This is a genomic window from Desulfobacterales bacterium (assembly GCA_034003325.1).
Taxonomy (GTDB): Bacteria; Desulfobacterota; Desulfobacteria; order Desulfobacterales; family JAFDDL01; genus JAVEYW01.
On record JAVEYW010000017.1, the window covers coordinates 69,951 to 96,380 of the forward strand.

The following is a 26,430-nucleotide window of genomic DNA, read 5'->3' on the forward strand; positions in this document are numbered from 1 at the left end:
GGATATTTTTATTATAAAAATAAGGTGCTATGTCCTTTTAAATGTGGCGTAATTCAGTATTTTTATCTTGACATTGGCCCTTAAATAGGGTTTTAACGGTTTAAAGTGGATTAAAGTGGATATATGGGGAGCGAAATGTTTCGAGGTAGTTCCAATCATACCATTGATGAGAAGGGACGATTTATCATCCCCACTCGCTTTCGGGATGTTATCCGTGCCAAGGGGGAGGAAACCCTCATGATCTCCAAAATGGACGGATGTCTTGTTGCCTATCCCATGGATGAATGGAGCAAAATCGAGGAGCGATTGCTGGCGACGGTCGATAAAAGTGCTAAAATGCGCCGGTTCCGGCGTATTTTTATTGGCGCGGCATTTAAATGCCAGGTTGATCGGCAAGGACGGGTGTTGATTCCACCGGTGCTGCGGGAATACGGCGCATTGGATAAAGAGATTAGTCTGGTGGGTGTGCTCGATCACTTCGAAATATGGTCCAAGGAGAAGTTGGACCTAGAGGAAATGCATCATGAGGAAGATCTGAAAGAGGAGGACTTCAGCAACGAAATAGCCAAACTCGGACTATAATGCCATGCCGACTCGCCACCCCTCAGCCATGCCCGAAGAAGTGCTTGCGTGCTTGAATTGTCAACCGGGAAAAATTTATGTCGACGGCACCCTCGGGGGTGGGGGGCATGCCAAGCGGATTTGTAAGCGCATTTCACCGGGGGGGCGGTTGATCGGAATCGATCAGGATCCGGCGGCCGTAAAAAACGCTGAAGTGGTTCTTGCTTCCTATGCGTGTGAGCACCACCTGTTCCACGAAAACTTTCAAAACCTGCCGGCCATTCTTTTGCGGCTCAATATTCCGGCCGTCGATGGTATTTTACTCGATCTTGGAATCTCCCTTTATCAGCTTGAAGCCAGTGGACGAGGCTTTAGTTTCATGCGAGACGAACCGCTCGATATGAGAATGAATCCGGCAGTGGGCCCTACGGCCGAAGCGCTGGTCAACGGCTTGGACGCTCGGGAGCTGACCCATATTATTCGCACCTATGGCGAAGAACGGTGGGCCAAACGGATTGCTGGGCGGATTGTGGCGGCGCGGGGCGAAGCGCCGATTCGAACCAGTCGAAGACTGGCCGAGATCATTACCGCTGCGGTTCCGGCCAAGGCGGCCGCCAAAGAACGGATTCACCCGGCCACCCGCTCCTTCATGGCGCTTCGAATTGCGGTGAACCGGGAGCTGGATGTGCTGACGGGCTTTTTGGAAACGGCGCTCGACTGCCTCGCGCCCAAGGGCCGCCTCTGCATTCTTTCCTTTCATTCCCTGGAAGATCGGGAAGTAAAGAGACGCATGAAATTCTGGGCCTCGGGGTGCACATGCCCCAAGGAGATTCCGATTTGCGTGTGTGGGAAAAAGCCCTTGGTTCGGATGCTGACCCGAAAGGTTATGCGGCCTACGCCCGCTGAAATTGCAGACAATCCCCTGGCCCGCAGCACTCGGCTTCGGGCAGTGGAAAAACTTTAGGCCGCAGCCTGTTTCGGGTGAGGCTGCAGGATAAGCGCATGGAGTAATCGATGCCGCCCAAACAATCGCAGCGAGGGAGTGCCTACAGGAAATGGACCAGTATTTGGATTCTCGTGATGATGGTGTTTATCAGTCAATTGCTGATTTATGCCTGGTGCCGGGTGCAAAACGTCCGGAGAGGATATGAAATCATGGAAGTGCTGGCGGAGCAAAGACGGCTTCTGGCCGTGCGCGAAACGCTTAAAGTCGAATTGGCGCGGTTAAAATCACCCGGCCGGATTGCCCGCATTGCCCGGGAGCAATTCGGGCTGGTATCTCCCGGCAAACAACAAACGATTGATATGGAATGAAGCGAACCCGAAACGACCCGATAAAACGACGCATCGTTGTCGTCGGCGTTCTTATGAGCCTTTGGTTTGCCGCCGTCGGCGGCAGGGCGGTTTATTTGCAGGCTTTTCATGGTGACTGGCTTTCGCAGCGGGCATCGAACCAATATGAGAGAACCTACGAGCAGCAGGCAAAACGCGGCACCATCTTTGACCGGAATTTTCGGGAGATGGCCCTCAGTGTGGACGCCACATCTATTGGCGCCAACCCGGGTTGCATACAAAACAGGGTTGAGACGGCCAGCGCGTTGGCCGGTGCTTTAAATCTCGACGGAAAAGAACTGATCAAGCGGCTTTCCTCGAAAAGCCCCTTTGTGTGGGTGGAGCGTCAGATAACCCCCCGGGAAACCGAGTCTGTTATGGCGCTGTCTTTGCCGGGCATCGCTTTTCGGCAGGAACATCAGCGCTTTTATCCGAGCCGAACCCTGGCGGCCCAGGTGATGGGCTTTGTCGGCATTGACGGCCGGGGCTTGGAGGGGATCGAATTTCGGTATGAACAGGACCTTAAGGGGGATACGCGCCGTCTCACCGTTTTGAAAGATGCGCTCGGAAAAGGATTTTCCCCGGGCCAGGCCGATCCTCTCGGAAACTGTAATGTATCCGAAAACGCAGAAGCGCTGGTTCCGGCCGGGAATAATGTGGTGCTGACCATTGACCGGACGATTCAATACGTTGTTGAAGAGGCCCTTGCTGAGGCGGTTCAAAAGTTCGATGGCAAGTCCGGTATCGCCATTGTCATGTCTCCGTCCACCGGCGCTGTTTTGGCCCTGGCCCATTACCCGTTTTTCAATCCGAATGCTTATGCGAATTTCCCCAAGGAAATATTGCGGAACCGGGCTATCACGGATCCGTTCGAGCCGGGCTCCACCCTGAAAATGTTTACGGCGGCCGCCGCGCTCGAACACGGCGGGCTGACGCCGGAGACGCAATTTTTCTGCGAGAACGGCTCGTTCCGGGTCGGCCGGCACACGATTCGCGATACCCACCCCCATGAACGGCTGACACTTCAGGAGATTGTTCAGGTATCCAGCAATATCGGCGCGGCAAAGGTGGGTGCTCGAATCGGTGCTTCGGCATTGCATACGACCTTGAAAGACTTCGGGTTTGGTGAAAAAACGGGTATTGATTGTCCGGGAGAAAGCAACGGTTTTCTGTTGCCGTTCGATCGCTGGACGCCCATAGATGCATGTGCCATTGCATTCGGCCAGGGGGTTTCCGTTTCCGTGGTGCAGCTCGTCACTGCCGTTAGCGCCATTGCCAATGACGGCATGTTAATGAAGCCTTATATCGTGGAAGCGATCACGGATGCGGGCGGACGGCTTGTGAAGCGTTTTTCACCCCAAAAGGTTCGCCAGGCGGTTTCCCCCGGCACCGCGCGTGCTGTCGCCCGCATGCTTGAAACCGTGACCCGGGAAGGCGGCACCGCCAAGGAAGCGGCGATAGAAGGCTACCGCATTGCCGGTAAAACCGGTACGGCGCAAAAGGTGGATGGCGGGGGCGGGTACGCGCGGGGAAAATATATTGCTTCCTTTGTCGGGTTTTTCCCGGTGGCGCAACCGATGGCCACCATTCTTGTGATGGTGGATGAACCGAAAAAAGTCCATTACGGCGGGCTCGTGGCTGCGCCGGCATTTCGAAAGATCGCTCTGGAATTGATCAATTACATGCATCCGGAAACCGGGCGACCCGAGGGCGGCCTGACGGCATCGCTGAAACGGGGGGTGCGCGGGTGAAGTTTTCACTGCTGCTCAAAACGGCCGGCATCGACCCCATTCATTGTACGTTGACGCAAGGGGCCGAGGGGAATGATCCGGATATTCAGTCCGTTCATTACCGATCTCAGTCCGTTGAACCGGGTGGGCTTTTCGTGGCGATTGCCGGGCATGCGGCCGACGGTCACGACTTTATCGAGAATGCCCTATTCCGCGGCGCGGTGGCCGTCATCGCGCAACAACCGGTCAAAACCGATGTGCCATGGGCACAGGTGACGGACAGCAGAAATGCGCTGGCCAAAATTTCCGCCTGTTTTTATGGCGCCCCTTCTGACGCGCTCGTGCTGATCGGCATCACCGGCACCAACGGCAAGACCACCGTAACCTATATTATGGAGAGCATTCTTGCCAAAGCGGGCAAGGCTTCCGGGGTGATTGGCACCATTAACTACCGCTATGCCGGAAAATGTATCGATGCACCGGTGACAACCCCTGAATCGCTTGACCTGCAACGGATACTGGCCGAGATGCGGGCCAACGGAATTACCCATGTGGCCATGGAAGCTTCTTCACACGGCATCGATTTGTCCAGAGTGGCGGCGTGCCGGCTCGATGTGGCGGCATTTACCAATCTGACGCAGGACCACCTGGATTATCACGGCACCCTGGCGAATTACTGGGCCTGCAAAAAACGGTTGTTTACCGAGCTGCTTGAAGAGGGGCCCAAAAAGGATCGGGCTGTGGCCGTGATCAACTGCGACAACGCCCATGGCCGAGAGCTGATTGGCCTGTTGACCGGAAGAACCCCTGCGCGAAAGGTTATCTCCTACGGATCGGAAGAGACCTGTTCAATCAGGCCGGTGGATTGCATTCGGGATGGTAGCGGCATTCGAGGCGGCATTCACACGCCTGCCGGTCGGTTTTCGTTTCGCTCTTCTCTGGTGGGCCGGTATAACCTGGAAAATATTCTCTGTGCCGTGGGTATCAGTTTGGCGCTGAATCTTCCGCTTTCCGCGATACGGGAGGGCATAGATGCCTTGAAGCAGGTTCCCGGACGACTGGCCCCGGTTGAAAACAAGACTGGTCGGTTCGTCTTCGTTGATTATGCGCACACGCCGGATGCGCTGGAAAATGTGCTGGATGCGTTAAACGAGTTAAAAACGGGCCGACTCATTTGCGTGTTCGGCTGCGGCGGCGACCGGGATCGAAAGAAAAGACCCATGATGGGAAAGATCGCGGCGGAACGGGCAGATCTGGTGGTGGTGACATCGGATAACCCCCGTACTGAAGCACCCGATCAAATTGTGGCCGCCATTGTCTCCGGCATCTCCCCTGTTACGGCGCGGCGGTTCAACGTAGCGCAGATTTTGGGGGGCAGCCGGGAAAAGGGCATTGTGGTCGAAACGGACCGAAAGGCGGCTATCGGATTGGGGCTGATGGCGGCTGATTCAGGGGATATGGTGCTGATTGCCGGCAAGGGGCATGAAACATACCAGATTTTAGGAACTCAAAAGGTGGCCTTTGATGACCGCGAAGTCGCCTCGGCGGTGCTGAGGAAGCTGGAACAACACAGCGACGGACAGGCGTAAATGATACAAGCACGGCACATGGATTGGACGGTGTCCGACATTCAGGCAGCCACTCAGGGCCATTTGGTATGCGGGAATCCCGCCCTTCGGTTTTCCGAAATCGGCATTGATTCACGGACCTTGGCTTCCGGCGCCTTTTTTGTTGCGATTGCCGGCCAAACCCATGACGGTCACCAATTTGCCGAAAGCGTCATTCAAAGGGGTTGCCGAGGGGTGCTTCTCCAGGCGAACCAGGTCAACCGGATGCCGATTGAAGCATGGCAAGCAGCGCAGGTTGTCTGCATCAGCGTTGCCGACACCACCCAGGCGCTCGGAGATTTGGCCGCTTATCACCGAAAGCGAGCCGGTGTAGGTGTTGTGGCCATAACCGGGTCAAACGGCAAGACCTCCACGCGCGAGATGACGGCTTTCGTGGTGGCGGAGAAATTCAACACGCTAACCACGATGAAAAACTTTAATAATGAAATCGGATTGCCCCTGACGCTTTTCCGATTGACTGCCGGCCACGAGTGGGTGGTGGCGGAGCTGGGGATGAATCACCCCGGTGAAATACGGCGGCTTGGCGCTATTTGCCGCCCAAATATCGGTGTCATTACCAATATCGGCCCGGCGCATCTCGAAAATCTCGGGTCTCTGAACGGGGTCATGGCGGCCAAAGGGGAACTGCTGGAAGCCATTGAGCCGAAGGGGACTGCTGTGTTGAACGCGGATGACCCGAGATGCCTGAAACTGGCGGACCATGTTTCTCATGAGGTCCTGCTGTTCGGTTTGTCTGAAGCTGCCCATATTCGCGCGGTCAATCTGCGTGAAAAAGGGCGGGCGACAGCGTTCACGTTGCAGCTGCCTGAAGCGAAGCTGAATGTGGAACTCAACGCGCCGGGCCGATTCATGGTGTCCAATGCGTTGGCCGCGGCGGCGGTGGGGGTTCGGCTGGGCATTTCTCCCGAGGGAATCAAATCCGGGCTTGAGCGATTTAAAGCCGTGAGCGGGCGCGCCACGGTTCTGGATACGGCGGCGGGAATTTATGTGATCGATGACACGTACAACGCCAATCCCGGCTCCATGGCAGCGGCTATTGCCATGTTGGCGACGCTGGGCAAGGGAGCGCGCTGCTTTTTGGCTGTGGGGGATATGTTGGAATTAGGGCCACAGGCAGCGGCGTTGCACCGGGAAATCGGCGAACAGGCGGCCCGTGCGGGCCTGTATCGAATCGGCGCCACCGGTCAATTTGCGACGGATTTGGCCGATGGGGCGCTGGCCGGCGGAATGGCTCCGGCCGGCATCGTTGTCGGCACCCGGCAGGAGCTTCTTGCGGATTTTAAACAGCAGTTGACTTCGGGCGATTGGGTGCTGGTCAAAGGATCCAGAAGCATGGCCATGGAAAGCATTTCAAATGATCTGGTGGCCTGGGCTGGCGGCCCGGCAACACCCAAACCCACAGCGGGCTGAAGCAGAAAACCACTTATGCTGTATCATCTATTATACCCACTGCATGTCAGCATTTCGGCGCTCAATGTGTTCCGGTATATTACGTTCCGGACGATCTATGCGGTCTTGACCGCCTTTTTGATATGCTTTTTGCTCGGACCCTGGGCCATCAAAAAGCTGAGCCAAATGCAGGTAAAACAATATATTCGGGAGGATGGACCAAAAGATCATCAAAAGAAGGCGGGCACGCCCACCATGGGAGGGATTCTGATCATCTTCGCCGTGTGTATTTCCACCCTCCTGTGGGCCCGTCTGGATGTCATTTATGTGTGGATTGTGTTGCTGGCCACCGTCGGTACGGCATTGATCGGGTTTTATGACGACTATTTGATGCAGGTGAAAAAGCAGAGCAAAGGTCTCAGCGCCCGGGGCAAGCTGCTCCTCCAGTGCGTGGTGGCGTTGGTCGCCGGCATTCTGGTTTACCGAGTGCCCGGATTTTCCACGCAGGTTACCCTGCCGTTTTTTAAGGCCATTTCACCGGAAATCGGCGGCTGGTATATTTTGTTTACCGTCCTGATCATCGTCGGCACGTCCAACGCCGTCAATTTGACCGACGGGCTGGACGGTCTGGCAATTGGGCCGGTGATTATTGCGGCGGGAACGTATATGATTTTTGCCTATGTGGCGGGGCATGTGAATCTATCCGATTATCTTCAACTGACCCATGTGCCGGGCAGTGGTGAGATAGCGGTTTTCTGCGGGGCTTTGGCCGGCGCCGGCCTCGGGTTTTTGTGGTTTAATGCCTATCCGGCGCAGGTGTTCATGGGCGATGTCGGTTCGCTTCCCATTGGTGCTGCCCTCGGCACGGTGGCGGTGATCACCAAGCAGGAAATTTTGTTGATATTGGTGGGCGGGCTGTTTGTGATTGAGGCGCTGTCGGTGATTTTCCAGGTCGGATTTTTCAAAATGACCCACGGGCGGCGTATTTTTCGCATGGCACCGCTGCATCACCATTTTGAGCTTAAAGGGTGGGCCGAACCCAAAGTCATCGTGCGGTTCTGGATTATTGCCATCGCGTTGGCGTTACTCTCAATGAGCACGTTGAAATTGAGATAAAAAAGATGAATGATGCTTCGAACATAACGGGTTCCCCGGCACCCTACGGTATCGCCGGACGGCGCGTGCTGGTGGTGGGGTTGGGGCTGTCCGGAGCGTCGGCTGCGAAAATGCTTGTTGAAAAGGGCGCAGCAGTGACGGTGACCGACGCGGTGGAGAGACCTGCGGCCGCGGATCGGATGGCTGCGCTGACGGCGTTGGGCGTTCAGTTCGAGTTGGGCGGGCATTCCGCGCGATCTTTTGATACCGCGGATTTGATTGTGGTCAGCCCTGGTGTGCCCGAGACCATTGCGCCGATTGCGGCGGCGAGGCATCGCGGCATTTGCGTTATCGGTGAAGTGGAATTGGCCGCAGCCTTAATTTCCGCGCCGATTCTGGCCGTTACCGGCACCAATGGCAAAACCACGACGACCACGCTATTGGGACATATGCTTCAAACCGCGGGGTTGCGGGTGTTTGTCGGCGGCAATATCGGAAGACCGCTCATTGAATGCGTATCGGAGCCGGACCGTTTGGATGTCGTGGTGGCCGAAATCAGCAGTTTTCAGCTGGATACCACGCGCAGCTTTCGGCCCAAGGTGAGTGTGCTGCTGAACGTGACGGCGGATCATCTGGACCGGTACTCGGATTTTGATGCGTATGCCGCCTCCAAAGGGAGAATCTTTGAAAATCAACAGGCCGGCGATACGGCCGTTGTGAACGGATCAGACGCAGTTGCCGTCAAGGTCAGCGAAGGAATTCGGTCGCGCCGTTGGTTGTATAATGTCTCCTCGCCAATATCGGATGGTGCCATGTTTCAAGAGGATGCCCTGGTGTTGCAAACCCCGGACCATCGGGGGCAACAAATTGATCTATCGGGGCTTCGGCTCAAGGGCAGGCATAATCGTGAAAATGCCGCCGCCGCCGCCTTGGCTGCCTTGGCGTTCGGTGTTTCCCCCGTGAATATTGAAAAAGCCTTGTCCACCTTTGAAGGTCTTGCGCATCGGGTGGAGAGCGTTGGCACCATTGGCGGCGTGGAATTTGTCAACGATTCAAAAGGCACGAATGTGGATGCCGTGGTCAGAGCCCTGGAGTCCTTTGACCGGCCGGTGGTGCTCATTATGGGCGGCCGGGACAAGGCCGGTGTCTTCGATGTGCTTTGTGATCCGGTGCGACGCCAGGTTCGCTGCCTGGTGCTGATCGGGGAGGCCACCGAAATTATTCGCCGTGCCTTGGGGTCATGCGCGCCAACCCGAACGGCAAACGATATGGACGATGCCGTGGCCCAGGCGTTTTCCGCGTCAGAACCGGGGGATGTGGTGCTGCTTTCGCCGGGATGTGCCAGTTTTGACATGTATACCAGCTATAAACACCGGGGGGAATCCTTTCGAAGCGCGGTGAAGAAACTGGAAGGATGAGGGAGTTAGGAAATCCATTGATGGCAGAGGCAATTTTAGAAAAGCAGCAGAAAGTGTATACCGTAAGCCCGGCATATGACGGGTATCTGCTGTTTCCGGTGCTGTTTCTGGTCGGCATCGGCGTGGTGATGGTGTATAGCGCCAGTTCAGCCGTGGCGATGAAAAGTTATGGCACCGATCAGTTTTTTTTGAAAAAGCAGGCCATTTTTTCCCTGGTCGGCATCATGGCGTTGGTGATCTGCCGCCGCGTGCCGATTCGTTTTCTGCGTCGGATGGCCTACCCGATACTTGCCCTGGCCGTTGTGGGGCTGGTGGCGGTCCTGATTGATGGGGTTGGCAGGACTGCGGGGGGTGCCACCCGATGGATTCGGGTGGGATGGTTTACCTTTCAACCCTCGGAGCCGGCCCGGTTTGCGTTGGTGATTTATCTGGCCTACTCGCTTTCCAAAAAAAAGGACCGGCTGCACGATTTTGCCATCGGCATGTTGCCCCATGTCCTGGTGCTGGGGTTTCTAAGTTTCCTGATATTGATGCAACCCGATTTCGGTTCGGTGATTATTTTATGTGCAATTACCTGGACCATGCTCTTTGTGGGCGGGGTTCGATTGAAACACCTGCTGTTGCCTGTACCGGTGCTGGTACCGGGACTGATATGGGTTATGTGTACGGCGGAGTACCGGATAAAACGCCTGATGAGTTTTTTGGATCCCTGGCAGTATACCAACGACAGCGGGTATCAGATTGTCCATTCCCTTATGGCTTTTGGAACCGGCGGCATATGGGGGGCCGGTGTCGGGCAGGGATATCAGAAGCTCTTTTATTTGCCAGAGCCGCATACGGATTTTATTTTTTCGGTAATCGGCGAGGAATTGGGGTTGGTGGGCGTGCTCGCTATTTTAGGACTGTATTGCCTGATCGTCTGGCGAGGGGTGATCATTTCCAAAAACGCCCGGGATTCTTTCGGCGCGCTGGTGGCTTTCGGGCTGAGCGCGGCCATCGGCCTTCAGGTGGCGATTAACATGGGCGTGACGCTCGGCATGTTGCCCACCAAGGGACTGACCTTGCCGTTGCTGAGTTACGGGGGAACCTCCCTTATCATGAATATGGCCGCTATCGGCATCATTATGAATGTGGGCGCGGAGAGAACGGTATGAATTTGTCGCCGATCCTTGCGGACAATCCGCCTGCGTTCCCGAAAGACAAGGCGCTTCGGGTGGTGATTGCCGGCGGCGGCACGGGCGGGCATATTTTTCCGGGGATTGCAATGGCTCGGGCGTTTGCGGCGAGAAATTCAGGGACGCAGATTTTGTTCGTAGGCACCGGCAATCGGTTTGAAAGACAGGCGCTGGCCGGTTTGCCATTTTCGCACACCGCTATTCCGGCCGAAGGCATCAAAGGGCGGGGCGTGTTTCGGAAACTAGGGGCGGTTATCAAGATACCCATCGGGGTGGCCCATGCGGTCGGGGTGTTGGGAAAATTCGGGGCGGACCTGGTCGTGGGTGTGGGCGGGTATTCTTCCGGCCCGGTTGTCATGGGTGCTTTTCTGATGCGAATTCCCATTGTTCTTCAGGAGCAAAATCTGCTGCCGGGAATGGCCAACCGGGTGCTGGGACGCTTGGCCAAACGCATATATCTTTCTTTTGAAAACACGGCGCCGGTGTTCGATTCAAAAAAGGTGCTGGTTACCGGCAATCCGGTGCGCCCGGAGATTGCTTCTTATGCCGCAAGTTCCGGGGAGTTGGGCGCACGAGCCGGAAAAGAGGATCGATTTACCGTGCTGGTTTGCGGCGGCAGCCAGGGCGCGCATGCCATTAACCGAGCCGTGATGGATGCGCTGGCGCATCTTCGAAATCAGCCGGTTGATCTGATTCATCAAACCGGCGTTGCGGACGAAGCAGCTGTTCGGGAAGCCTATGAAACACAGGGCCTTTCATTCCGGGTTTCAGCCTTTTATGAGAACATGGCGGCGCAATACGCGCTGGCGGATCTGGTGATCTGCAGGGCCGGCGCCACCACGGTGGCGGAATTAACCGCGATGGGAAAACCGGCGCTGTTTATTCCCTATCCCCATGCTGCGGATCAGCACCAGGCGTTAAATGCGAAATCCATGGCGGATGCCGGCGCCGCCGAGATGATTCATGAATCAGTACTGACCGGGCAATTGCTGGCGGATCGGATCACGTATTATGCGGCCGATTCACATGCCCTGGCCCGCATGGCGGAAAGGTCGGGGCGGTTGGGCCGGCCCGGGGCCGCGGAAGCAATCGTTGATGATTGCTATCGGCTTTTAATGGAAACACCATCACGAAAAACAATTTCGGACTGAAAGTTTATCATCTGATATGTATAGAAAAAAATACCATATTCACTTCGTGGGCATCGGCGGCATCGGCATGAGCGGCATCGCCGAGCTGTTGCTGAACCTGGGGTATTATGTTTCGGGGTCGGATTTACGCGATACCGATATCACTCAGCGGCTTGTGCAGCTGGGCGGAACCGTGGTTCAGGGACATGATGCATCCAATGTAACCGGCGCCGACGTGGTGGTGACCTCATCGGCCGTTGTTGCGGAAAATCCCGAAGTGATCGGTGCGCGGCAGGCGGGGATTCCCGTGATTCCCAGAGCGGAGATGCTTGCCGAGTTGATGCGGCTTAAATACAGTATCGCGGTGGCCGGCTCTCACGGAAAAACCACTACCACCTCCATTATTGCCGCCGTGTTGGGACAAGGCGGGTTGGATCCCACGGTGGTGATCGGCGGGAAATTGCGAAGCGTGGGAACCAACGCCCTGCTGGGGCAGGGGGACTTTATCGTGGCTGAGGCGGATGAGAGCGACGGCTCTTTTCTGAAAATGTCACCCACGATTGCCGTCGTGACCAACATTGACCGGGAACACCTGGATTTTTATCCGGACCTTGCCGCGGTTCAGGCAAAATTTCTCGAATTTCTCGATCGAATTCCGTTTTACGGCCGGGCGGTTCTCTGCCTGGATGATGAGCCGGTTCAAGCGCTGATTCCGAATATTAAAAAGCCGTTCGTTACTTACGGCATGAGCACGCAGGCTGATTTTCAGGCCCGCCGAATCACCTACCAGGGCCTTCAAAGCCGTTTCGATGTGATTTATCGCAGCACTGTGCTGGGAGAAATTATTCTGAATCTGCCGGGTCAGCACAATGTCTATAATGCCCTTGCCAGCATTGCCGTGGGCATGGAATTGGAAATTCCATTTGAGGTAATGAAGCAGGCGCTGGAAACCCTGGCCGGTGTGCAACGACGCATGGAAGTAAAGGGAGAAACCCATGGGGTTCTAGTGGTGGATGATTATGGGCATCATCCCACGGAAATCAAGGCCACGTTGCTGGCCGCGATGCAGTCCTGGCCGGAACGGCGAAAGGTCGTGGTGTTTCAACCCCATCGCTATTCACGGACCGCCGCCCTTTTTGATGAGTTTACCCGGGCCTTTTATCATTCGGACGTGTTGTTGGTGCTGCCCATCTATGCCGCCAGCGAAGAAAAAATGCAGGGCGTTGATTCGGAACAATTATGCGAGGCCATTTGTGCGCACGGCCATCGCGAGACCGAGTTTATGCCGGATGCGCAGGCGGTTCTCTTTAATCTGAAAAAAAAGTTGCGGCCCAACGACCTGCTTTTGACCATGGGGGCGGGGGATGTGTGGAAAGTCGGCATGGCACTGCTGGAAAACTGGCCGAACGAAACGCCGGATAAAGAGGATTCCCGATAGGCTTTATGAATGAAACGGCTTGAAAAACCCCAAATAGAATGGTTGGCACAGCGGTTTCAAAACCGGGTGCGGTTTGATGAACCGCTGGCTCCTTATACCTCTTTTCAAATCGGGGGCCCTGCCGAGGCATTGATTATTCCGGAAAGCCCGGCGGAGCTGACGGCGCTGATCAAAGGCGCCAGGGAGCGGGAAATCGCCTACCGAATCATCGGCGGCGGCACCAATTTGCTGGTAAACGATCGGGGCGTGAGCGGGTTGGTGGTGGTGACGACCCGATGCTTAGAGCATATTCTATTGGTCGAAGAGGCGGTCGGACACATTCATATCAGCGTGGGCGCCAGTGTTCTCATGAAACGGTTATGCCGGTATTGTCTGGCTCAGGGCTTTCAGGGGATGAATTTTGCGATCGGTATTCCCGGAACGATCGGTGGCGCACTCATCATGAATGCCGGAACAGGCAAAGGAACCGTGGCGAATGTGCTGTCGGCCATGATGCTGTTGACGACAACGGGCGAGATTTGCACCTTGAACCGGAACCAGTTTCGTGCGGAAAACCGGCGACTTTCCTGGGAACCGGTTGAAAGCGACGAGGCGTATCCCCCGGTGATTCTGGGATGTGAATTAACGCTGACTCGGGCCGATGCCGCGATGCTTCGGGCTGAGGCCCGCCACATCATGCGTCAGCGGGGAAAGACTCAGCCGCTCGGTATTCCCAGTGCTGGATGCATTTTTAAAAATCCGGTGGACGGACTGCCGGCCGGACAATTGATCGACATGGCGGGACTCAAGGGGGCGCGCGAAGGCGGAGCGGTTATATCGGCGCGTCATGCGAACTATATTCTCAACGCGGGCGGCGCCACAGCCGCGGAGGTAATGGCCCTGATGGCCCGGGTCAAAGAGACGGTTTGGAACCGGTTTCAAATTCAACTTGAACCGGAGGTGAAACTTGTTGGGGAATGACCGGATTCGAAGAAACAGAGCGCGGCCCAGAAGAAAAAAAACCGGCATTCCGGTAACCCGAGTGCTGGTGGTGGGATTAAGGCTTACCGTTGCCTTGCTCGGGCTGATCTGCCTGAGTTTGTCCTATATCTTTGTTTATGACGTGATGACGCAATGCGATTTTTTCAGGTCTAAAGAGATTCGTATTCTCGGGGCAACGCGGTTGACCAAACAGCAGGTGCTGTTGCAGGCCGGGATAGCGCCGAATATGAATATTTTATCGGTCAATTTGCACCTGACTCGAAAACGCTTGCTGTGTCATCCCTGGATCGCCGAGGCCCAAGTGACGCGGGAGCTTCCTGACCATATCATCATTCATATTCGGGAAAATGAACCGCTGGCGGTGCTGAATTTGGGGAAAAAATTCATCATCAACACGGACGGGGAAATATTTAAAGAATGGGCGCCGTCCGATTCAGTCGATTTGCCCCTGGTAACGGGACTTTCTTTCTCCGATATCCGGCTGCCTTCGGATAACGGTAGCCCGGCATTCAATGCCTTGATGACGGCGCTGTATCTAGGGCAGGAGAAAGGCTCGGTGCTGCCAAACCGCTTCATTCGGAGAATCCATGTGGACCCGGATCTCGGATTGACCTTGTATGCCTTTGCAGACGAAAAGGCCGTGAAGTTGGGATACAGAAGCTACAGGGAAAAATTGCGGTGTTTAAGCCCATTGCTGTATCGATTGAACCAACAGCCGGAGTGGATGGGATTTGATGCCATCGACCTGGCGAATCTAAACCGCGTGGTGGTGAACCCCCGTACGGGGAGGGCGTTTGACGGTGATTTTAAGGAGGGTTTCGGTGCAGGCACGTGAAAATATTATCGTAGGACTGGATATTGGTACAACCAAAATCTGTGCGGTGGTGGGTGAGGTGGTGGGCAATGATATCAATATTATAGGTATTGGCACGCATCCATCCATTGGTTTGCGAAAAGGCGTGGTGGTCAATATCGAGTCCACCGTGGAGTCGATCAAAAAGGCCGTGGAAGAGGCCGAGTTGATGGCGGGGTGTGAAATATCCTCTGTGTATGCCGGAATCGCTGGCGGCCATATCACCGGCTTCAACAGCCGGGGGATTGTGGCGGTCAAGGGTTCCGAGGTGACGCAACAGGATGTGGAGCGCGTGATCGAGGCGGCCCGTGCCGTGGCGATTCCCATGGACAGAGAGGTTATTCATGTGCTTCCGCAGGAGTATATCGTGGATGATCAGACCGGTATTCAAAACCCGGTGGGAATGACCGGGGTTCGGCTGGAAGCCAAGATTCACATTGTTACCGGTGCCGTAACGAGCGCGCACAATATTGTGAAATGCGCCAACCGGGCCGGGCTGGATGTGGGGGATATCGTTTTGGAGTCCCTGGCGTCCGGGGAGGCGGTTCTCAGCGGCGAAGAAAAGGAGTTGGGAACGGCGCTTCTTGATCTGGGTGGTGGCACCACGGATCTGGCGGTATTTTCCGAAAAAAACATCAAGCATACGTTTGTGCTGGCCCTCGGGGGAAACAACCTGACCAATGATATCGCCATCGGACTGCGGGCACCCATTGCCGAAGCGGAGAAAATAAAACGAAAATACGGTGCATGCGTGGCTCGGCGAATCGGAGGCGATGAAACCATCGAGGTGCCGGGCATGGCCGGCGGCAAACCCAGAAAACTGCCCAGGCAGATTCTGGGAGAAATTCTGGAGCCGCGCATGGAGGAAATTTTCACGTTGATCAAACGGGAAATCTACCGGGCGGGAATGGAAAGCTTTATTTCTTCGGGCGTGGTGGTTACGGGCGGTTCCGCCCTGCTTGAAGGCGTGACGGAGGTGGCCGAATCCATCTTCAACCTGCCGGTGAGACTGGGGAAACCCTGCGGTATCAGTGGGTTGGTGGATGTGGTCAATAATCCCATGTACGCCACCGGCGTGGGGCTGGTTCTGTTCGGCGCCAGAAACAGCAGCGATAAAAAGTTCAGAATCAGGGATTCGAATATTTTCAACCGGGTGATGGCGCAAATGAAACGATGGTATAAAGAAGTGATTTAAAAATGATTTAGTAAATAAACAGGCAATCGGAATCGGGGCGTGTCATTGCAACATGAATGGATGTATCTAAAATGGGTTAAGGGGGGGAATGCACATGTTTACGTATGTTGAAAATGAGAAGACGGCTAAAATTAAGGTGATCGGTGTGGGGGGTGCCGGGGGTAACGCTATTAACAACATGATCGCTTCCAATCTGCAAGGGGTTAAATTTATTGTGGCCAATACGGACGCACAGGCGCTCGACATCTCCAAAGCCGCAGAAAGAATTCAGATCGGTGAGCGGCTGACCGAAGGACTTGGCGCCGGCGCCAATCCGGAAATCGGCAGGCAAGCCGCGCGCGAAAGCGAATCCGAAATTAGAAGAGCCCTGGAGGGCAGTCACATGGTATTTATCACGGCGGGGTTCGGCGGCGGTACCGGGACGGGCGCTGCCCCGGTGATTGCTGAGATATGCAAGGATATCGGGGCGCTGACGGTAGCGGTGGTGTCAAAGCCCTTTTCCTTTGAAGGCCGAAAGCGCCTGGTTCAGGCCGAGGAAGGCATTGCGGCGTTAAAAGAAGTGGCGGACACGGTGATTACCATTCCGAATGATCGGCTTCGCGGATTGGCGGAGAAAGATGCCAAGATGGTCGATATGTTTATCAAGGCTGATGAAATCTTGCTTCACTCCGTCAAGGGGATTACCGATCTCATCATGATGCCGGGGCTGGTGAACCTGGATTTCGCGGATGTAAAGACCACCATGAGCAAGGCCGGCATGGCCATTATGGGCATCGGGGTTGGCCGGGGTGAAAACCGGGCAGTGGAAGCGGCGGAACGGGCCATTTCCCATCCGCTGCTGGAGGATAGTTCCATTGCCGGCGCAAAGGGTGTTTTGATGAATATCACCTGCTCCAGTGATTTAACCATGGATGAGATGACGCAAGCCTCCGAGCGAATCTATCAGGAAGTCGGGGATGAGGCGGAGATCATCTGGGGCGCTGTCATGGATGATTCACTGGGAGATGAGATGCGGGTAACGGTGATTGCCACGGGTATCGGCGCCGATCTGAAGCCGGTGGCCAAATCAAAGCCGCTGGAGGTACCTTTGCGTGGGCGGGTTCGGGACATTACGCCCGCGGACATGCAAAATGCAGTGGAATTTGATGAGCCGACCTTTCTTCGGCATAAACGGGCGGTGGGAGATGACACCGGCGCTACTTATCGTGGATACAAAGGCATTGTTATTGATAATGATGATCTGGATGTGCCGACTTTCTTACGCAGAAAGGCGGATTAATACCAACCGGGTGCCGCCCTTCATATAGGAACCATTGCTTTGGGCTTAGAAACGAAAAGCGTGAGAGGCGATGTGACGGATGTCTTCTTGCCGAGCGAACGGCGTTCCGGAATGGATCGGCGTCAGTTCACCTATGATGCCCATATTCCGGAACGGCGCATTCGGCGTGATCGAAGACAATTGCTGAAAACCGGGGATGCAGTGGTAACGAAAAAGGGAATGATGGCTCCGCGGGGGCATCCCTGAAAAAGTTCGCCGATTGAAAAAAGGACCAATGATTAGGGAGCAACTCCCGGCTTGCCGTGGATTGACTTCATCGGGCGCTGTGCGGCATGCTGTTGTTAAAAGGGGATAACCTAATCCGGCAAGGCCGGATGCTGGAAGGCTGGGATGCTGGGAGGCATAAAAGCCATCTTTCACCTTTAGTGAACATACACGCAAAAACGTGTATGTTTCTGATAGCGGGTCTAACGGCGTCAATAGCACTAATCCTTTACCCGGCCAGGTGAAAATAGGGTGAGCAGATCCGAAAAACCCCCCATTTCGGTTTTAGATAGGGAATTGGGGACGATTTATAAAGATTGGCGCGGTCGAACCCGCATCGCGCTGATTTACCCCAATCGGTACACCGTGGGCATGAGTAATCTCGGCTTCCAACAGGTTTACCGATTATTTAACGCGCTGGACGGCGTTGTGTGTGAAAGGGCCTTTCTGCCATTCCCCCCCGACGGGCAGGGGGCCCTTATCACCACTGTTGAGTCCGGGCGCCCGCTGGCGGATTTTGATATTCTCGCCTTTTCCATCTCTTTTGAAAGCGACTTTCTCCATTTGGTAAGCATTCTGGCCGCGGCGAAAATACCCCTGAATGCGGTGGATCGGGGAGATAAACATCCCCTGGTGATGGCCGGTGGCGTTGCCTGCTGGATTAATCCCGAACCGATTGCGCCGTTTGTGGATTTATTTTTGATAGGGGAGGCTGAAGCGCTGTTGCCCGGGTTTATGGCGGCCTTTGAACCCGGGCGGGAAAAAACCGCGCAACTCAAACAATTGGCGAAAACCGTGCCGGGTGTTTATGTACCGGCCTTATACCGGATTTCCTATCACGCGGACGGTAAAATCGCTGCCTGTGAACCGACCTGCGATGTGCCTGAAAAAATTCAAAGGGTATATGCCCGGAATCTTGCCGAAACCACCGCCTGCAGTACGATTTTAACGCCGGAGACGGCTTTCGGCGACAGTTTTCTGGTGGAGGTTTCCCGAGGGTGCCCCCATGGATGCCGGTTTTGCAGTGCCGGGTATGTGTATCGGCCCCCCCGGTTTCGACCTGCAGCGGTGTTGGCCTCATGTGTGCGGGAAGGCGCTGGAAGAAGTAAACAGATCGGGCTGATGGGGGCGGCCGTATCCGATCTGCCCGGTTTGGGGGCCATTTGCGAATCGGCCATAGCGCTTGATTGCCGATTGTCATTTAGTTCTTTGCGGGCAGATGCCCTTACGCCGGAGCTGATTCGAGTGATGAAGCAAAGCGGCGTGAAAACGGCGACCATCGCACCGGATGCCGGATCTGCGCGAATGCGGCGGATCATCAACAAGGGAATCTCTGAAGAGGATATTTTTTGCGCGGTTAACGCTTTGGTGGATGAAGGCATTCCGAACCTGAAACTCTATTTTATGATCGGGCTTCCGGAAGAACGCACGGCCGATGTGGATGCGGTAGTGGACCTTTGTGACCGCATTAAAGGTCATTTCTTGAAATCGAGCCGGGTTAAAGGGCGAATGGGAACCATTACGGTGAGCGTAAACGCCTTTGTCCCCAAGCCTTTTACCCCCTTTCAATGGCATCCCATGGCGCCGCTTGCGGACCTTAAATTAAAAATAAAACACATCAAGGCGGGACTCGGCCGCATTGCCAATGTCCGTGTCCATGCCGATGTGCCGCGGTGGGCCTTTATTCAAGCACTTTTGTCCCGTGGGGATCGAAAGGTAGCCACGCTGTTGACGGCCGCCCATGAAACCGGCGGGAATTGGCCAAAGGTGCTTAAATACGCATCGGCTGCGACGGATTTCTATGTTTATCGGTTGCGGGAACCCGAAGAGCGGTTCCCGTGGGACTTTATTGACCACGGTATTGATAAGGCCTTTTTGTATCGAGAGTATCAGCGGGGGCTGGCGGAAAAAGAATCCCCGGATTGCCCCATGCAGGACGGATGCACCCTGTGCGGGGTTTGTCGGGTAGCTGATAGGTGATAGCTGATAGCTGATAGGTGATAGCTGATAGGTGATAGCTATTAACCAGGAGATTCAAAATGACCAGCCGCTTAGACGGCTTGTACAAGCGGCTGAGTATCCGGTTTCCCGCCGTGATGGAGGATTTCATTCAGTTTTTCGGATAATTGGGATAGCGTATACGGCTTTTGAATAAAGCCGTTGCAGCCCCGGCCTAATATTTCTTTGGCCTCCCCCTTGATACTGTATCCGCTGGACAGAAGGACGCGAATCGCGGGATCGATGGCCTTGATACAATCATAGGTTTCTCCGCCCCCCAGACCCGGCATAATCATATCCAAAATGACCAGATCGATATGAGATTGATTTTTCTTGAAAATTTCTATGGCTTCCATGCCGCTTCGCGCGGTTATGACCTTATAGCCCACACCGTGAAGCATTTCTTCGGTTACGTCGGAGACATTGGCCTCATCATCCACCAGCAGGATGGTTTCTTTGCCATTGTGGATTTCACTTTTACAGGTGATTTCCTCAGCGGCCGCTCCGGACGTGGCGGGAAGGAAAAAAGCAAACGTGCTGCCCACGCCTCTTTCGCTGTATACCTTGATGGCGCCGCCATGGTTGTTGATAATGCCGTATGAGGAGGCCAACCCCAGCCCAGTGCCGCGTCCGCGTTCCTTGGTGGTGAAAAACGGCTCGAAAATTCGTGATTGAAGCTCTTTTTCAATACCGTCCCCCGTGTCTTTCACGGAGATCTGAATGTATTTGCCGTTTCTCAACCCCAGGTCCACGGCGCTTGCGCCGTGCACATCGATGTTATTGGATTCGATCAGAATCTCTCCCCCCTTGGGCATCGCCTGCCAGGCATTCACATATAGGTTGAGCAGCACTTGTTGAATTTGTCCCCGATCAATGGACGCACACCAAAGCGTGTCCAGCAGATTTAGGGTCAACTTGATTTCTTTTTTCGCTCGGCCGAACATGGCGGCTGTTTTTTTGATCAGCTGGTTTAAATCGCTTGATTTTAAATCGTATTTACCCCCTCTGGCAAATCCGAGCAATTGCCGGGTTAATTCAGCCCCGCTTTGGACATGCTCTTCGATGTGCATCAGGCGGGTGTTGTTGCGATGGCTGATCTCCGGATCCGCCAGTATCAGTGAGGTATACCCCTGAATTCCCATCAGAAGGTTGTTGAAATCGTGCGCAATGCCGCCGGCCAGCGTGCCGATGGCCTCCATTTTTTGCGATTGGTTTAAATGGGTCTCCAATTGCTTGCGGTAGCTGACATCCCTTGCAACGCCATAAGTCCCTAAAAATGTGTTGTTTTCATCGTCATACATACCGGTCGCTTTTAATTCAACGGTGATATGGGGGCTATCGGCCAGTTCGCGCCGAGAAGCCGTTTCTTTATACAGCATGCGCAGCTCAATGCCTGCTGTGGCACGCTCGCCAGTTCTTCGCTCGTTGAACAGCCATTGGGATTTTTTCCAGTCCTCCGGGTGAACGATGACGGTGTAATGCTTGCCGATCAACTCCTGCGTGTCGTATCCCAAAAGCCGCGTGACGGCATGGTTGACGAAAGAGAGATTGGCCTCGGGATCTAACTGGTAGATGATATCCGGAGAATTTTCCACCATGTATTTGTATTCAATACGGCTGCGTTTGAGGCGTTGGCGAACATGATGGTGTTCCAGCGCGTTTTTAAGGGTTTTCATCAAGTCCGCATCGTCAAAAGGTTTTCGCAGAAAATCGTAGGCTCCTTTTTTCAAAGCGGAAACAGCCGCTTCAACCGTGGCCTGCCCGGTCATCAGGACGATCAGGGAGTCCGGGTGCTGCTGAAGAATTTTCTCCATGAGTGCAAACCCGTCTATCTTCGGCATGCAAACATCAAGCAAGCAGAGATCAAACCTTTCCCGCGCCATCACGGCCATTGCGTCCAATCCGTTTTCAAAGGTTTTCACGCGGTATCCCTGGCGCTCGATCAGGAATTGGAGACTTTCCAGCATACGCTGTTCGTCATCAACGATTAGAATTTTACCGGCGGGTTCCATCTGTGCCTCCATGTCTTAAATTCCCCTGCCGGAAACTGGCAAGGTAATCGTAAAAGTAGTTCCACTGCCGATACTGCTATGACATGTAATCGTTCCGTTTAGTTCCCTGATAATGCCGTGCACAATGGACAGCCCTAACCCGCGCCCTTGCTTTTTTGAAGAAACAAAGGGTTCGAAGAGTCGCTCTCGAATCGATTCCGGGATTCCGGGGCCGTTATCCTTGATCGTAATGTCCAGATTTCCGGTCGAGCCGTCTGTCCCCTCAGCGCGGTCCGGCTGGGCATCCGGTACATATCGGGTTGAAATCATCAGTTGGCCGCCCTCATGCATGGCCTCCACCGCGTTTTTGATTAAATTAATAAATACCTGCTTCAGGCTGTTCTTTTCACTGATGATGGGCGGCGCATTTTTATCCGGCGAAAACTGTGTTTCGATCATTGCGGGTCGCAGGAGCGGGTCTTTCAGTAGTTGAAGCATATCAGCCAAGAGGGTATTGACGTCGACTGGCGCCCGGCCGGCGGCTCTGGGATGAGAAAAATCATTGAGCTGGCGAATCATCAGGCCGACCCGGTCGATCTCTTCTCCAATGATGCTTAATTCGTTTTGGGCGGGATGCTTTTCCGGCAATTTGAGCCCGAGTATTTTTAAATAGTTTTTGATAATGCCGAGGGGGTTGTTGACTTCATGCACCACCTTGCGCGATAACGAGGTCGAGGCTTTGATACGCTCTTCCTGAACGAGCAATGTCTGGTGTTGCTGAATCTTCTCCGTGTGCAGGCACATTCCCACATGGCCGAGAAATAAATCCAGTATTTTTTTCTTCTTAAAAAAACCGTCGACTTGCTGATCATGAAATCCTGCTACAATCATGCCGATGGGTTTTCCATGAACCCGTATCGGAAGGCATAGCATTCGATCGGCTTCCAGGAGCCGGAGTATTTGCGACTCTCCGATGGACAGGGGGCGTTCATTGGACGGGAAAACCGTATTGGGCGCGCTTTTGCCATGAAAGACGGTTGCAAAAATACTTCTTCTTCCATTTAGAACGATAGGCAACTGGTCGATCAACTGGCTGCTACTGTTTCCCGGAACGGCCTGGCCGATCAGTGCGTTCTTTCTATCATCATAGAGGAAAAACAGCACACGCGGCACATCAAAAAGGATCGAAAACCCCTGCTCGGCGATTTTCAGAATTTCCTCTCGACTGGTGGCCTCCAGAAGGTTTTGTAGGGTTCCGTAGACAAGAGAGAAGGTTTTAACTTCCGTTATCAGCGCTTCTCCAGCGGCTTTTCCCATGGCTTCGTCGGGTTGAGCATCAATTCCCGGAGCCGCCAGCGGGATACCCAAAGACCGGGCGAGCGCCTGAATCTCTTTGCCGGCCTGCCGAGTGATGGATTCCAGCTTTTCCGATTCCAAATCAACCATGCCGCCGGCAGCCGTCACCGTGGTTGCGGGTATTTCTTCCCGACGCCGGCTCATCAGGTTGGCCGCGTAGATAATTTTTACCAACGGCAACGCTTCAGCGACCTGACCGATCGGGCGGTGATGATAGAAGATGGCATCTGCCATAAAGGAGTTTAATTTCCACTGCCTGACGAGCCAGGCACCCACTTCGTGATGGGGGGCGCCCAGCGTTTTTTCTCCTGCCAGCAGGCGGGCGGTATCCCCGTTGGCTTCCTTGAGAACTTCGGTGTATTCCTCCCTGAAATTGGTCCACAGGACGAGCTTGCCGATATCGTGCAACAGGCCGGACAAAAAAGCTTCCTCCGGTGAAGGATAGGCCGTTTCAATGGCGATGGCCTTGCTGATGGACGCACACATGAGCGAGTGCCACCAAAAAGCCGGCAGGTTCAACCATTCATTGCCGCGCATATGGCTAAAAACGTGAAGCACCGAGGCGCTGATAGCAATATTTTTAATTGTGTTGGCGCCTAGATAAACAATTGCTTTTTCAAGGGTGGTTATTTTTCCATTCAGGCCGGTATAGGCGGAGTTAACAAGCTGAAGTACCTTTGAGGAGATCGCGGGATCCTTGAACGTAATTTCCGATAAGCTTTGGGGGCTGCAGCCCTCATCATTACAGGCTTCTACCAGCCTAAGCAACACCTGCGGCAGGGTTGGCAGGTTTCTGGAGCATTTGAGTCGGGTGAATATATCGGGAGCATTTGTCACTGCTGCGTCCAACCTCCGTTTATTCTTGAATTTTTCTTAATGCGCCGAGGGCGAAATGTCAAGAAAATAATTGATTTTCATGGGTTATGGATTTTTCTACTTTTGACCGTGGCGGGGGAAATGCGGACGGGCTGAATTGGTTGCGTTGAAAAAATTGACAGATGTGGATGAATCCGATTACAGTGAATCATACCGGACCCGGTCTGCATCGCTCCAGAAATACAAGATTGTTCTGGGCATGGCAAGTTTTTGAATCTTCAGGGGGTGTCCATTGAACAGCCGAAACAACAGGCCCGAAAAAGCCGCTGAAATTGGCCGTCGGGTCGAGAGGATCGCAGGGGAAAAGGTTGCCGATTGGCCGGAAAACACAGAGGCCCTGTGGTCCGAAGAAGCCCGAACGCTGCTCCATGAGCTGCGGGTTCACCAGATCGAGCTGGAGATGGAGAACGAGAATCTGCGCCGGGAACTGGCGGCATTGGCTGCTGAGCGGGCAGAAGAAGATGTTCTAAAAGGCCGGGAGTTTCTGGCGGATTTTCTGGACGCCATTCTGATTCCGGTATTTTATAAAGATATTAATGGCCGATTTCAGGGGGTAAACCGAGCCTTCGAGACCTTATTCGGCGTGACAAAGGACGAGATCATCGGCCGGCACGTCCTCGATATCCATCCGCACGACAAAGCGGCCAAACTCCACATGGCCAAAGATAGGGCGTTATTGGCCCAACCGGGAACGCAAGTGTACGAATCGCGGGCGCGGGATAAGCATGGCGTGTTGCACGATGTGGTGTTCCACAAGGCCACGGTGGTGAATTCTTCCGGCGAGATCAGCGGCCTTGCCTGCGCCATTTTGGACATCACCGAGCGCAAGCGGGCCGAAGCGGCGCTGCGGAAAAGCGAGCAAAAGCACCGGACCATTCTTCAGACATGCATGAACGGCTTCTGGATGGCGGATACGCAGGCGCGGTTGCTGGAGGTGAATGAGACCTATTGCCGGATGACCGGTTACAGTGCGCAAGAACTCCTGACCATGAGAATTTCCGACCTGGAAGTAAATGAAACGGCCGAAGACGTTGCCGCTCATAACCTGAAAATTAGGACACAGGGACAGGATCGGTTTGAAACGCGGCACCGCCGCAAGGATGGGCGTATTTTTGACGTTGAAGTCAGTGTCCAGTACCAAGCGGACGAAGGCGGGTGGTTTGTGTCGTTTATGCGCGATATCACCGAGCGCAAACGAGCGGAAGAATCATTGCGGAAAAACGAGAAAAAGCTTCGGACCATTCTTCAGACGGCCATGGACGGCTTCTGGATGGCGGACCTGCAGGGGCAGTTGCTGGAAGTGAATGAAACCTATTGCCGGATGAGCGGTTACAGTGCCGAAGAACTTCTGACCATGAGTGTTTCCGACCTGAAAGCCGATGGAACGGACGAAGCCACAGCCGCTCGTATTCGAAAGGTAAGAGCGCTGGGAGAGGATCGGTTTGAGGCGCGGCATCGCCGCAAGGATGGCAGTGTTTTTGACGTTGAAATCGGTGTTCAGTACCAACCTGACGACGGCGGGCGATTGGTGGTTTTTTTACGGGACATCACCCGGCGCAAGAAGGCTGAGGCGGAGCTGCACGAGGCCAATGCCATTCTTAAAGCGGCTATGGACCAGAGCGGGGCAGGTATCGCCATTGCCGATGCGCCGAATGGCATGATACGCTATGTGAACGAAGCTGGGTTGCGTATTCGAGGGGGCGATCGCGAAGCCCTTGTGAACAAGATCGGGATCAATGAGTATACGGCCACCTGGCAGATGATGGGTCTTGATGGCAGACCGCTGCAACCCGATGAAATCCCCCTGGCCCGCGCCATTTTGTACGGCGAAACCTGCAGCCGGGAACTGCTTTTTTGCCGCGCCGGTGAGAACCGTTTCGTGTTGGCTCATGCCGCACCTATCACCGATGCGACGGGAATAATCACCGCCGGCGTGGTTGTTTTTGTTGACATCACCGAACACAAGCGGACCGCAGAAACGCTGCGGATCCTTTCCTCCCGATTGCTGACCGCTCAGGAAGATGAGCAGCGCCGCATTGCCATGGAGCTTCACGATCAGACAGGGCAGGATCTCAGCGTACTCAAGCTTCACCTCGCCACCCTCAAGACACGGCTGCGAAAAGATCAGGCGAACCTTAAAGAAGCGTTTCAAAAGGTGCTGACGGTTACCGACGGCATTATCGAAGATGTTCGCCGGCTGGCCCACGGGTTAAGCCCGAGCCAGCTTGAGGCATTGGGACTCAATGCCGCGTTAGGGGCGTTGATTCGAAATTTTTCCGAAAAAACCGGCATTCCCATTCACTACGATTTAAACGCCCTGGAAAATATTTTTCCGCCGGAAACGCAGATTGTCCTGTACCGGATTTTCCAGGAGGCCCTGACCAACATCTACAAACATGCCCGGGCCAAATCGGTTCTGATCAAGGCGGATCGCCAAAGCAATACCGTCTTTATCAAAATCAAGGACGATGGTCAGGGCTTTGATCCCGACAGCTATGCCAGGCGTGATCCTGCTGATGTCGAGCGGGGGATGGGATTGTCCGCTATGGAGTTAAGGGCGACAATGATCGGCGCCGGGTTGAAAATATTCAGTCAGCCGGGAAAAGGCACGGAAATCATTCTGTTGGTGCCGGCAAGGGGCAGATGCCCAGGGCATTAAACAGTGGATGCTTTACCGACGGATTTCCGCCTTTTTTCAATGGGGAATAACCGCCCGGAACAGAAATTTCATCGGCAGGCGA

Annotated in this window: 20 protein-coding genes; 18 read left to right on the plus strand and 2 right to left on the minus strand. The window is 54.5% G+C overall.

Features of this window, described 5'->3' with window-relative positions:
- Positions 1-135: 135 nt before the first annotated feature.
- The 17 genes from mraZ to RBT11_16685 all read left to right on the plus strand — a co-directional run bounded on the left by mraZ (position 136) and on the right by RBT11_16685 (position 19,448).
- Positions 136-582, plus strand: a complete 447-nt coding sequence (mraZ, locus tag RBT11_16605) for a division/cell wall cluster transcriptional repressor MraZ (GenBank protein ID MDX9788401.1) — start codon at positions 136-138, stop codon at positions 580-582.
- Positions 583-586: 4 nt separating this feature from the next.
- Positions 587-1,525, plus strand: coding sequence for a 16S rRNA (cytosine(1402)-N(4))-methyltransferase RsmH (rsmH, locus tag RBT11_16610; protein ID MDX9788402.1), 939 nt, complete (start codon positions 587-589; stop codon positions 1,523-1,525).
- Positions 1,526-1,575: 50 nt separating this feature from the next.
- Complete coding sequence (locus tag RBT11_16615; protein MDX9788403.1) at positions 1,576-1,875, plus strand: cell division protein FtsL; 300 nt, start codon at positions 1,576-1,578, stop codon at positions 1,873-1,875.
- Positions 1,872-3,644 carry a penicillin-binding protein 2 gene (locus RBT11_16620; GenBank protein ID MDX9788404.1) on the plus strand — a complete coding sequence of 591 codons (1,773 nt, stop codon included), beginning with the start codon at positions 1,872-1,874 and terminating at the stop codon, positions 3,642-3,644. The genes RBT11_16615 and RBT11_16620 overlap by 4 nt, the downstream gene beginning before the upstream one ends.
- The gene (locus RBT11_16625) at positions 3,641-5,212 is read left to right on the plus strand and encodes a UDP-N-acetylmuramoyl-L-alanyl-D-glutamate--2,6-diaminopimelate ligase (protein MDX9788405.1); all 1,572 of its coding nucleotides are present in this window, start codon (positions 3,641-3,643) and stop codon (positions 5,210-5,212) included. Before RBT11_16620 ends, RBT11_16625 begins: the two co-directional genes overlap by 4 nt.
- Entirely contained in the window at positions 5,213-6,661 is a 1,449-nt protein-coding gene (gene murF / locus RBT11_16630) for a UDP-N-acetylmuramoyl-tripeptide--D-alanyl-D-alanine ligase (GenBank protein MDX9788406.1), read from the plus strand.
- Between the two features lie 15 nt (positions 6,662-6,676).
- Complete coding sequence (gene mraY / locus RBT11_16635) at positions 6,677-7,756, plus strand: phospho-N-acetylmuramoyl-pentapeptide-transferase (GenBank protein MDX9788407.1); 1,080 nt, start codon at positions 6,677-6,679, stop codon at positions 7,754-7,756.
- A 5-nt stretch (positions 7,757-7,761) separates the two neighbouring features.
- Positions 7,762-9,153: a UDP-N-acetylmuramoyl-L-alanine--D-glutamate ligase gene (gene murD / locus RBT11_16640; GenBank protein ID MDX9788408.1), complete on the plus strand. Its 1,392-nt coding sequence runs from the start codon at positions 7,762-7,764 to the stop codon at positions 9,151-9,153.
- A 20-nt stretch (positions 9,154-9,173) separates the two neighbouring features.
- Positions 9,174-10,307, plus strand: coding sequence for a putative lipid II flippase FtsW (gene ftsW, locus RBT11_16645; protein ID MDX9788409.1), 1,134 nt, complete (start codon positions 9,174-9,176; stop codon positions 10,305-10,307).
- Positions 10,304-11,479, plus strand: a complete 1,176-nt coding sequence (murG, locus tag RBT11_16650) for an undecaprenyldiphospho-muramoylpentapeptide beta-N-acetylglucosaminyltransferase (GenBank protein MDX9788410.1) — start codon at positions 10,304-10,306, stop codon at positions 11,477-11,479. The genes ftsW and murG overlap by 4 nt, the downstream gene beginning before the upstream one ends.
- A gap of 16 nt (positions 11,480-11,495) precedes the next feature.
- Positions 11,496-12,896, plus strand: coding sequence for a UDP-N-acetylmuramate--L-alanine ligase (murC, locus tag RBT11_16655; protein ID MDX9788411.1), 1,401 nt, complete (start codon positions 11,496-11,498; stop codon positions 12,894-12,896).
- 9 nt (positions 12,897-12,905) lie between these two features.
- Entirely contained in the window at positions 12,906-13,856 is a 951-nt protein-coding gene (murB, locus tag RBT11_16660; protein MDX9788412.1) for a UDP-N-acetylmuramate dehydrogenase, read from the plus strand.
- Positions 13,843-14,712 (plus strand): FtsQ-type POTRA domain-containing protein, encoded by an 870-nt coding sequence (locus RBT11_16665; GenBank protein MDX9788413.1) that lies wholly within the window; start codon positions 13,843-13,845, stop codon positions 14,710-14,712. The genes murB and RBT11_16665 overlap by 14 nt, the downstream gene beginning before the upstream one ends.
- Positions 14,699-15,925: a cell division protein FtsA gene (gene ftsA, locus RBT11_16670; GenBank protein ID MDX9788414.1), complete on the plus strand. Its 1,227-nt coding sequence runs from the start codon at positions 14,699-14,701 to the stop codon at positions 15,923-15,925. Before RBT11_16665 ends, ftsA begins: the two co-directional genes overlap by 14 nt.
- A gap of 94 nt (positions 15,926-16,019) precedes the next feature.
- A complete protein-coding gene (gene ftsZ / locus RBT11_16675; GenBank protein ID MDX9788415.1) occupies positions 16,020-17,204 on the plus strand; it encodes a cell division protein FtsZ in 1,185 nt (394 codons plus the stop codon).
- A gap of 39 nt (positions 17,205-17,243) precedes the next feature.
- Positions 17,244-17,450: a hypothetical protein gene (locus RBT11_16680; GenBank protein MDX9788416.1), complete on the plus strand. Its 207-nt coding sequence runs from the start codon at positions 17,244-17,246 to the stop codon at positions 17,448-17,450.
- Positions 17,451-17,720: 270 nt separating this feature from the next.
- Positions 17,721-19,448: a radical SAM protein gene (locus tag RBT11_16685; GenBank protein MDX9788417.1), complete on the plus strand. Its 1,728-nt coding sequence runs from the start codon at positions 17,721-17,723 to the stop codon at positions 19,446-19,448.
- 71 nt (positions 19,449-19,519) lie between these two features.
- Here RBT11_16685 and RBT11_16690 read toward each other — a convergent pair whose 3' ends face one another.
- Both RBT11_16690 and RBT11_16695 read right to left on the minus strand, forming a co-directional pair.
- Positions 19,520-21,490: a response regulator gene (locus tag RBT11_16690; protein ID MDX9788418.1), complete on the minus strand. Its 1,971-nt coding sequence runs from the start codon at positions 21,488-21,490 to the stop codon at positions 19,520-19,522.
- A gap of 3 nt (positions 21,491-21,493) precedes the next feature.
- Positions 21,494-23,650, minus strand: coding sequence for an HDOD domain-containing protein (locus tag RBT11_16695; GenBank protein ID MDX9788419.1), 2,157 nt, complete (start codon positions 23,648-23,650; stop codon positions 21,494-21,496).
- A gap of 271 nt (positions 23,651-23,921) precedes the next feature.
- On the opposite strand from RBT11_16695, the gene RBT11_16700 reads away from it, so the two are divergent.
- A complete protein-coding gene (locus RBT11_16700; protein ID MDX9788420.1) occupies positions 23,922-26,348 on the plus strand; it encodes a PAS domain S-box protein in 2,427 nt (808 codons plus the stop codon).
- Positions 26,349-26,430 lie beyond the last annotated feature (82 nt).

Excerpts from the sequence above, each read along its gene's own strand:
- mraZ (MDX9788401.1), top strand. The coding sequence starts at position 136 with ATGTTTCGAGGTAGTTCCAATCATACCATTGATGAGAAGGGACGATTT.
- rsmH (MDX9788402.1), top strand. The coding sequence starts at position 587 with ATGCCGACTCGCCACCCCTCAGCCATGCCCGAAGAAGTGCTTGCGTGC.
- RBT11_16615 (MDX9788403.1), top strand. The coding sequence starts at position 1,576 with ATGCCGCCCAAACAATCGCAGCGAGGGAGTGCCTACAGGAAATGGACC.
- RBT11_16620 (MDX9788404.1), top strand. The coding sequence starts at position 1,872 with ATGAAGCGAACCCGAAACGACCCGATAAAACGACGCATCGTTGTCGTC.
- murF (MDX9788406.1), top strand. The coding sequence starts at position 5,213 with ATGATACAAGCACGGCACATGGATTGGACGGTGTCCGACATTCAGGCA.
- mraY (MDX9788407.1), top strand. The coding sequence starts at position 6,677 with ATGCTGTATCATCTATTATACCCACTGCATGTCAGCATTTCGGCGCTC.
- murD (MDX9788408.1), top strand. The coding sequence starts at position 7,762 with ATGAATGATGCTTCGAACATAACGGGTTCCCCGGCACCCTACGGTATC.
- ftsW (MDX9788409.1), top strand. The coding sequence starts at position 9,174 with ATGGCAGAGGCAATTTTAGAAAAGCAGCAGAAAGTGTATACCGTAAGC.
- murG (MDX9788410.1), top strand. The coding sequence starts at position 10,304 with ATGAATTTGTCGCCGATCCTTGCGGACAATCCGCCTGCGTTCCCGAAA.
- murC (MDX9788411.1), top strand. The coding sequence starts at position 11,496 with ATGTATAGAAAAAAATACCATATTCACTTCGTGGGCATCGGCGGCATC.
- murB (MDX9788412.1), top strand. The coding sequence starts at position 12,906 with ATGAAACGGCTTGAAAAACCCCAAATAGAATGGTTGGCACAGCGGTTT.
- ftsZ (MDX9788415.1), top strand. The coding sequence starts at position 16,020 with ATGTTTACGTATGTTGAAAATGAGAAGACGGCTAAAATTAAGGTGATC.
- RBT11_16690 (MDX9788418.1), bottom strand. The coding sequence starts at position 21,490 with ATGGAGGCACAGATGGAACCCGCCGGTAAAATTCTAATCGTTGATGAC.